The sequence below is a fragment of the Collinsella sp. 4_8_47FAA genome (assembly GCF_000763055.1).
In the GTDB taxonomy this organism is placed as follows: Bacteria; Actinomycetota; Coriobacteriia; order Coriobacteriales; family Coriobacteriaceae; genus Collinsella.
Window position 1 is genome coordinate 5915 of sequence record NZ_KN214135.1, and the last position, 8708, is coordinate 14622.

Sequence of the window (8708 nt, forward strand, 5' to 3'; positions counted from 1 at the left end):
CCTCGACCCCCTCGGCCTGCCCTTCGGGCGGGGCCGCAGCGCCTCGGCGCCGCCCTCGCGGTAGAGCCTGCACCAGCGCTCCAGCGGGGACTTCGACCTGATCCCGAACTCGGCCATAGCGTCGGCCTTCGCCATCCCGCCGTCGACCACGGCCGACGCCGCGGCGACCCTCTGCTCGAATGTGTACCTGGATTGTTTCCCGCCCATGGACAGCAGCGCCTCGCTTCCGAACGCCCGGTATACCCACTGCCATTCTCTCACGGTCTCGCGGGGGACGGACAGGGCCTCGGCCGCCGGCTTGCAGCCGACGCCGGCGTCGAAGAGCTCGACGGCCCGCCTCCTGGACTCCAGGTCGTGCTTCACCCTGAGGTCTATACTCATGGAAAACCTCCCATTTCCCGATGTCCAAGAAATGGGAGGCAGTTCAACAATACGTCCTAGGCGGCCTTTTTGGCGCACATCAGCGACCGTAAGAGATATCGGAGCACAACGCCCGTTGCCGCTCCACAGCAGTCGATCATCACATCGGTGATCATGCCGGCGCGTCCCGGCACAAAGAGCTGAATCGTCTCGTCGATCGAGGGAATCAGCAGCAGGAACACCGCCGTGGGCAGCAGCACGTCAAAGGTGCGCCGTCCCTCAAAATCAAAGGCGTGCGTTGCCAGGATGCCGAGCACCATATACTCGGTAAAATGCGCGCACTTGCGAACAACAAAGTTGGTCACCCATTCATATGGAAGTCCCACGCCGTGCAGGAAACCGCGGATAGCTTCCATGACCGTTAGGCTCAGCGAGCCCGACCCCGAGCCGGGAACCAGCGAATTGCCCCAGATCAAGAGCGCCATCAGGCAGGTTACAACCGCCCATTTTCGATTGATCTTAACCATGCAGAAGTTATGCCTCCGCGCGGAGCGGCGCGAAGCTGGCGGTACCGCCCTCGATAACGCTCAGGTAGGCACGGCCCGTACGCTTGGCGGTAGAGGACTGCAGGCGCTCGATCTCTTCCTCGAGGATCTGATTGACGCGCTCGTGACGACGGTTTTCCATAATGCCGGCGGCAATAGCCTCGGCCCGCTCGATGCTCTCGCGCGAGATACGGGCAGTATCCTGGGGGAACACAGCGCTGTGACGGCCGACATAGGCGGGGGCAGCAGGCTGAGAGGCAGCGACGGGAGCGGGGGCTGCAACAGGAGCGGGCTCGTCAATCTCATCCAGAATCGCGGTGGCGGCGGCCCACATGTCCTCGTGGCCCGAGTAATCGGCCATGGGAACATCAACCTCGAGCAAGGCGTCCGGAAGGTCGCCGGTGGCGATGCGATCTTGGGCATCAATCGATGCGGTGATGGCTGCAGGCTCATCGAGGTCATCAAGATCGATGTCCGCGGCACCGGAGATGATAGGCATGCTGGCGAGGTTTGCGTTGTACGGCGCAGCCTCAGCCGCCTGCTGCTGGGCAGGAGCGCCCCAAAGCGAGCTCTCGGCGGCACGGCGGGCGGCAACGGCCTCCTCGTCCGCGGTCATGGCTTCATCAACGTACGAATTGTCGGCAGAAGCGTTCGCATCCGCCGAGGTAGCGCTGTAGGCATTATTGGCCGCCGCGTTGGCAACGAGTGCCACGAAAGCCGCCGTGCTGCCCGCAGGGGCGGCCTGGGAGCCAGACACGGCACGCGCCGCGGCGGCGATGTCGTCGCGATTGAAGGAGCCGGTCTGCCCGCCGTTGGTGAGCTCGTCGATGGCGACTTGATAGACGTCGCGCGAGTGTGCAGGGTCGCAGCTCACCGGCGAATCGTCGTCGAGCATACTGTCGATCATGGACCAAGCCTCGTCCTCGTCCATGGCATCTGCGGCTCGAGCGATGGTAGGGACACCATCATCGGCATGACGGCGCTGGAACGCACCAGTCAGGCCGGAAAGGAATGCCGAGGTAGACTGCTCCGCCTGAGCCTGAGAAGCAGAAGCCGCAGCGTAAGGAGTCGCATCCTGCTGCTGAGCTGAAATCGAGGCGGTCTTGAACTCGCTTTGATGCTGATTGAGATTGGCGGCACCGCCCATGGCATCGGGCTGGAACAGACGCTCTTCACGCTGCGCACGATACTCGGAGATACCCAGCGAGGCGGCATAGATGCCCACGCCCGCCACCGCGCCCACGGCGAAGGGAACCGCACCCGCCGCGACCGTCTCGTTCACCGACGAAAACGGCAGCGTCGCGGCATACATAACCACGGGAGCGGCAAGGCCGATCCCGCACGAAAGTCCGGCAAGGACTGCTCGTTGTGTTGCATCAGAAGAAGCCATGAGCTCTCCCCATCTTCCAGCACCCAAATCGCATCATTCAGTTGGCTGCGCGAGAGAAGATGAAGCGGGGCTATGCCCCAAAGCAACGGTATATGGTTCGTTTCATCTGCGTTTTCCGTCGCGAAGCTTAAAAGCTATTATGCGAAACCGCCCTGTCGATTGCAAGCGACGATGTCGGATTGAAACGGGAAACCTGCTGCTTGCCAGTCTTATGGTCAAAAAAGCGCGGAGCGGCGATATAGAAAAGGGCCGAGGCTCAAAGCCCCGACCCTTTATTGCATTGATGACTATCGCTGCGTGTAGATGACAACCTAGAACGTCTGCTCGTAGTCGCTGTGTTTTTTGGCCGAACGCACCAGGAACTCCTGGTTGGTGTTGGTGCCCTTAAGACCCTTGATAAACGATGCGGCCGCGCGCTCGGTGTTGTTCATGCCGGCAAGAATGCGACGCAAGCCAAAGACAAACGGACGCATCTGCTCGTCAACCAACAGGTCCTCGTTACGCGTACCGGAGGCAACGGGGTCGATAGCCGGGAAGATGCGGCGGTCGGCCAGGTCGCGGTCGAGCTTGAGCTCCATGTTGCCGGTGCCCTTGAACTCCTCAAAGATGACCTCGTCCATCTTGGAACCGGTGTCGATGAGGGCAGAGGCCAGGATGGTGAGCGAGCCGCCGTTCTCGATATTGCGGGCTGCGCCCAGGAAGCGCTTGGGCGGATACAGGGCCGCCGAATCGACGCCGCCCGAAAGGATGCGGCCTGAGGCGGGCGCCGCCAAGTTGTAGGCGCGGGCAAGACGCGTGATGGAGTCGAGCACCACCACAACATCGCCGCCCAGCTCCACGATGCGTTTTGCGCGCTCGATGACGAGCTCTGCCACGCGAGTGTGGTTGTCGGCGGGCATATCGAAGGTCGACGCCACAACCTCGCCCTTGATGGAACGCTGCATATCGGTGACCTCTTCGGGGCGCTCGTCGACGAGCAGGCAGATGAGGTGCACCTCGGGGTTGTTAATCGAGATAGACTGGCAGATCTTCTTGAGGATCGTGGTCTTGCCGGCCTTGGGCGGGGACACGATCAAGCCACGCTGACCCTTGCCGATCGGCGACACGATGTCGATGGCGCGACCGGTAATGGAGTCCTTGCCATGCTCCATGCGCAGCGGCTCGTTGGGATAGACCGGGGTGAGGTCACCGAACTTGGGGCGGTTGCGAATCTGCTCGGGGTCTAGACCGTTGACGGTCGTGATTTTGGCGAGGCCGGCGCGCTTGTCGCCGCCGCGCGAAGGACGAAGCGAGCCCTCGATGACGTCGCCCGTGCGCAGACGCGCGGAGCGGATGAGGTAGGCGGGCACGAAGGCGTCGTCGTTGGACTTCATGTAGCCATGGGCATGGATGATACCGGAGCTGTCCGGACGAATCTGCAGGATGCCCTTGATGTCGCGGAAGCCCTCGGCCTTCGCGGCGGTGACGTAGATCTCCTCGACGAGCTCGGCTTTCTTCTTGCCGGTCGTCTCAATCTCGAACTCCTTGGCCTTCTCGCGCAGCTCGGCGACCTTCATGGCCGCGAGCTCCTCGCGCGAAAGCGTGGGCTCGGTGGGAGCGGCATTACGCTCCTTGTTGCGCTGCTTGCGATCGCGCTGGCGGTTGCGGCGGTCGTTGTTGCGCTCGTCCTTGCGCTCGTTGCGCTCGTCGTTGCGCTTGTGCTGGCGACGGTTGGGGCGAGCGCCGTCTTCGGCCTCGGCGGGCGCGGCGCCATCGGTTGCGGCGGCATCGGCGTTAGCCGCAGTATCATCGCTGGCCTCGGCCTTGGAATCGCCCTGCAGCTCGGCCTCGGCCTGCTGCTCGGACGCCTTGGCCTTAGCGGACTTCTTACGACCGCGCTTGGGCTTCTCGGACGCAGACTGTTCGACGTCTTGGGGCTCGGCGGCATCAGTCGATGCATCGGCGGTCGTCTCGGCGGAATCCTCGGACGCACCCTTCTTGGCAGTCTTGGCCTTGGACGTGCGCTTAGCAGCAGTACGATGGCTGCGACCAGGACGGACGTCGGCGGGCTCGACATCGGCGGGAGCGGCCTCGGAAGTCGTAGCATCCTGGACGGGTGCATCGGCAGCGGTTGCAGACTCGGCGGTCGCCGCAGCATCCCGAGCGGCTGCAGCTGCGGCTGCGGCCTTCTCTGCCTCGACGAAGGCCTTGGGCTTGCGACCGCGACGGTGCGGGCGCAAAGCCGGATCGACAACGGGAACTTCGCTGGCCTCGACAGGCGCAGCGGACTCAGCAGGCGATGCGCCCTCCCCTGCCGCGGAACGAACCGAAGCCTCGGTGAGCTCGAGGGTTACCTGATCGGCAACCTGCTCGGCCTTAGCAGCCGTGCGACGGCGTGTGCGCGGTGCCGGCTTCTCGGTCGGCTGGTCGGCGGCAGGTGTCTCGGGCACAGACGGAGCTGCAAGCTCGGTCAGAGCCGCGGCCTCGCGCTCGGCAGCACGACGGCGGGCGCGCACCACCTGAGCCTCGCTAATCTGCGCCAACGCACGCGCCTGCGCGACCTCATCGGAAATCGGCTCCGAGGAGTCAGCTGCAACGGTGCGCTTGACGCGCGTCGTGCGCGTGGTACGGCGCTTGGGCTTGGTGACCTCCTCGCCGTCAGCAGCAGACTTGGCCGTGCGGCGCGTACGCTTGGGCTTTGCCGGAGCAGCCTCCTCACCAGTTGCAGGCACGGCCTTCTCAGCCGCTGAAGGCGTAGGCGTCGAAGCAGCCTTAGGCGTCTCAGGAGCCGAGGCTTGCGCGGGCGCCGCGACCTGGTCCAACGCAACCGGTGCAGCGGGAGCGGCTTGCGTCGTCGTTATTTCGTTTTCTTGCTGTTGATCAGACACAGTGTTTGCTCAACTTTCTTTTCAAGCCCTGTGATCACATGCTCCCTGCATAAACCTTCAGGGCGGCTAAACAGTCTAGCTCCGTCAAATACCGACGGACATCATTGATCTGTATCGAGATATTTGCGTCATATACGCAGCGTTAGTGTAACACAACCGCAACCACCTGCAACTTAGTCATTGAGGACGTTCTTAAACGACTATTCAAAAGGGACACTCTTTGGTTTAACACCCACAAATCTGACTGCCTCCGCCAAAACTATGGCGGTTTACTACGATGAATCGCTCAACCGCGACCACTCCGAAACTTGTTGAACTAAAACCGCAGGTAGATGCCTTGCACTTTTTTGCGAAAAGCCGGCGTGGTTGGAATTTCTCATTTCATCGTAGTAAACCGGCATAGTTTCGTATTTCCAGCAGTTCCAAATTCGTCAATACGTCGGCGTTTGCAAAAAGCCCGACCTCCGTGGGAGATCGGGCTTTCAAGGCTTAGTTAAACCAAGTCTGTACGGTCAAATGACCCGTAGCTTACATCTGCTCGGGCGCGGAAACGCCAACGAGGGTGAGCACCAGGGCGAGCGTCACACGGACGGCATCGCAAGCGGCCAGACGGGCACGCGAAAGCTCGGGGTCGACGGGACGGCCCTCGCTCGGCAGCACCTGACAGGCAGCGTAGAAGCTGTGGAAGTCGCCGGCGAGTTCCTCAGCAAAGTGCGTCAGACGGAACGGGGCGCGGTCGCGAGCGCAGCTGGCGATGAGGTCGGTGAGCTCGTTGAGCTTGCGCGAAAGGGCGAGCTCGGTCGGGTCGGTCAGCAGCGAGTAATCGACGTTCTCACCGATGGCCTTGGCGGCGACGGCCTTCATGCCCATCTCGTCAGCCTGCTCGGGCGTAACGTCAGCGGCACGGCGCAGGATGGAGCACACGCGGGCGTGAGCGTACTGCACGTAGTACACCGGGTTGGAGTTGTCGCGCTTCTTGACGGCCTCAATATCGAAGTCGACCATCTGGTTGGAGCTCTTGGAGATGAGGGTGTAACGGGCAGCGTCGGAGCCGACCTCGTCGACGAGCTCCTGCAGGGTCACCATGGTGCCCTTACGCTTGGACATACGGACGGGCTTGCCGTTGCGCAGCAGGTTGACGAGCTGGCCCAGCAGAACCTCAAACTTGCCGGGGTAACCCAAGGCATCGCAGACGCAGCGGACGCGCTCGATGTAGCCGTGGTGGTCGGCGCCCCAGATGTCGATGACGTGGTCGACGCGCTGGAACTTATCCCAGTGATAGGCAACGTCGGAGGCGAAGTAGGTGTACTCGCCGTCGGACTTGATCAGAACGCGGTCCTTGTCATCGCCCAGGTCGGTGGAGCGGAACCACAGGGCGCCGTCCTTGGTGTAGAGATAGCCCATCTTGTCGAGCTTCTCAAAAGCGCGGTCGACGGCGGAGGTGCCGGCGGTCTCGCCCTCGGTGTCCTTCACATACAGCGAGCGCTCGGAGAACCAACGATCGAAGTCGCAATTGACGGCGTGGCAGAGGTCGCGCATGTTGTCGACCATCTTTACATAGCCGCGCTCGCGGAAGCTCTCCATGCGCTTCTGCGGATCGGCGTTGACCCACTTATCGCCGTCGGTGCGCCAGAACTCGGCGGCCTCGTCGATGATGTAGTCGCCGCCGTAGGAGTCCTTGCCCAGAGTCTCGGCAAAGTTGTCCTGGTACGGATGGGTCTCGGGGTGCTCGTCGTTCTCGTCGGCAACAAAGGCGTCGCGGTCTGCGATCAGCAGCTTGTGAGCCTCGTCGATATCCACACCCTGCTTGGCGATGATGTCGGCAAGCTGCATATAGCGCGTGCTGATGGAGTTGCCGAAGGTGTTCATCTGAGAGCCGTGGTCGTTGATGTAGAACTCACGCTGGATGTCGTAACCGGCGTGGTCCATAACGCGGCAGAGCGAGTCGCCCAGCGCGGCCCAGCGGCCGTGGCCGATGTGCATGGGGCCAACTGGGTTGGCGGAAACGAACTCAACCTGGGTCTTCAGGCCACCACCGACGTTGGACTTAGCGAAGTCCATACCCTTCTCGCGAGCCTCGCCAAAGATGGCATTCTTGACGGCAACGGAGAGGTAGAAGTTGATGAAGCCGGGGCCTGCGATCTCGACCTTCTCGATCGCGGGGTCCTCGGGCATATGGGCAACGATGGCCTCGGCGATCTTGCGCGGGGCGCAGTGGGCCAGCTTGGCGGACTTCAGGGCCATGGTAGAGGTCCACTCGCCATGAGAAGTGTCAGCCGGTCGCTCGATAGCGCAATCGTCAAGTTCAAATGCGGAAAGGTCGCCGGCCTCCTGGGCCGCAGCAAGCGCAGCGCGTACCAGCTCTTCAATCTTCTCGGGCATAGATCCTCCTTGTGTTAAAGCCCCCGAGCTCTTGGTCACTCGTAGGGCAAAAGCCAGAGTTTGTAGCACTCTATCACAAGCGACGGGCACTGTCGCAGGGTAAAGCCAATAGATATTGCATATGCACAAAAATGACTACAGCTTGTATGGAGTCACTCAAAGATGCCGGTCTGCCTGCAGATTATGCAGGCGTTGAAAATGCGTAAAGGTGTGAATGAGCTGCGTCTGTTATCGAATACTCTTACCTATCAGAGTTGTGTGCTTTTCCTGCATAAAGTAACGGTTTGCGCACGTCAGCGTGTTATTCTAGACATACGTAAATTCGTATAAGTTGGAGGTAGCATGTTCTCAATCGGTCAACACGTCATTCATCCGGGCCAGGGAGTCTGCACCGTCGTCGGTTTTAGGGACGACACACCGCAGCCCATGCTGCTGCTCGAGACCAAGCAGGGACATGCGCAGACGATCCTCATGTACCCCGTGGCGCAGGCCGACCGTTTGCACGCCGCCATCTCGCAGCAAGATGCCGAGCACTTGCTGAGCCACTATGACGAGCTGGAGTGCGACACCTTTACCGAGCGCAACAGCTCACTTGAGGAGACACACTTTAAGCAGCAGCTCAAGCTGGGCGCGCCCGAGACGGTCCGCGTGGCAAAAACCATGATGCACCGCATTCGCCTGGCCGAGGAAGCTGATAAAAAACCCAGCTCCTACTACATGCGCGTACTCAAGGAGGCCAAACGCCGCTCCATCGAGGAGTTCGCTGTGGCCTTGGGCGTCACCGAGGAGGACGCCGAAGCCCGCCTAGCCCAAGCCGCCCTCAACTAACCCATCCGCGCCAAAAACCACCACAAAGGGGACAGTGAACTGCGCCCCGAAACTTGGACTGAACAAATAGCGACTACGCCGCAAGGGCCCGGTTCCGGAACTCCTCCGGCGTCAGGCCCTTCAATCTTACCTGCCTGCGCCGCGTGTTCCAATGGTCTATGTACTCCTCCAGGTCGCGCTTGAAGTCCCCGAAGCTGCCCCACTCCCTGCCGCGGTAGAACTCGTCCTTCACGTGGCCGAAGAGCTGCTCGGTGGCGGCGTTGTCGATGCAGTTCCCCTTGCGCGACATGCTCTGGGTGATGCCCGCCCCCTCCAGCCTGGAGGCGTAGGACTCGT

General features: G+C 61.6%; 7 protein-coding genes. 1 reads left to right on the forward strand and 6 read right to left on the reverse strand.

The window, feature by feature from the left end; all coding sequences use genetic code 11:
- The 5 genes from HMPREF9463_RS03385 to argS all read right to left on the reverse strand — a co-directional run.
- On the reverse strand, positions 1-381 hold a 381-nt coding region (locus HMPREF9463_RS03385; RefSeq protein WP_035137772.1), incomplete at its 3' end, for a helix-turn-helix domain-containing protein.
- Between the two features lie 56 nt (positions 382-437).
- Positions 438-887, reverse strand: coding sequence for a VanZ family protein (locus tag HMPREF9463_RS03390; RefSeq protein WP_006235485.1), 450 nt, complete (start codon positions 885-887; stop codon positions 438-440).
- A gap of 7 nt (positions 888-894) precedes the next feature.
- Entirely contained in the window at positions 895-2295 is a 1401-nt protein-coding gene (locus HMPREF9463_RS03395; protein ID WP_035137230.1) for a hypothetical protein, read from the reverse strand.
- 311 nt (positions 2296-2606) lie between these two features.
- Positions 2607-5162, reverse strand: coding sequence for a transcription termination factor Rho (rho, locus tag HMPREF9463_RS10700; RefSeq protein WP_232219741.1), 2556 nt, complete (start codon positions 5160-5162; stop codon positions 2607-2609).
- 528 nt (positions 5163-5690) lie between these two features.
- Positions 5691-7544 (reverse strand): arginine--tRNA ligase, encoded by a 1854-nt coding sequence (gene argS / locus HMPREF9463_RS03405; RefSeq protein ID WP_035137232.1) that lies wholly within the window; start codon positions 7542-7544, stop codon positions 5691-5693.
- A 342-nt stretch (positions 7545-7886) separates the two neighbouring features.
- Between argS and HMPREF9463_RS03410 the strand changes: the two genes are divergently transcribed.
- On the forward strand, positions 7887-8372 hold the full coding sequence (locus HMPREF9463_RS03410; protein ID WP_035137233.1) for a CarD family transcriptional regulator: 486 nt from the start codon (positions 7887-7889) through the stop codon (positions 8370-8372).
- 73 nt (positions 8373-8445) lie between these two features.
- Here HMPREF9463_RS03410 and HMPREF9463_RS03415 read toward each other — a convergent pair.
- A partial coding sequence (locus HMPREF9463_RS03415; RefSeq protein ID WP_148334180.1) for an IS3 family transposase occupies positions 8446-8708 on the reverse strand: 263 nt, incomplete at its 5' end.

Excerpts from the sequence above, each read along its gene's own strand:
- HMPREF9463_RS03395 (WP_035137230.1), bottom strand. The coding sequence starts at position 2,295 with ATGGCTTCTTCTGATGCAACACAACGAGCAGTCCTTGCCGGACTTTCG.
- argS (WP_035137232.1), bottom strand. The coding sequence starts at position 7,544 with ATGCCCGAGAAGATTGAAGAGCTGGTACGCGCTGCGCTTGCTGCGGCC.
- HMPREF9463_RS03410 (WP_035137233.1), top strand. The coding sequence starts at position 7,887 with ATGTTCTCAATCGGTCAACACGTCATTCATCCGGGCCAGGGAGTCTGC.
- HMPREF9463_RS03390 (WP_006235485.1), bottom strand. The coding sequence starts at position 887 with ATGGTTAAGATCAATCGAAAATGGGCGGTTGTAACCTGCCTGATGGCG.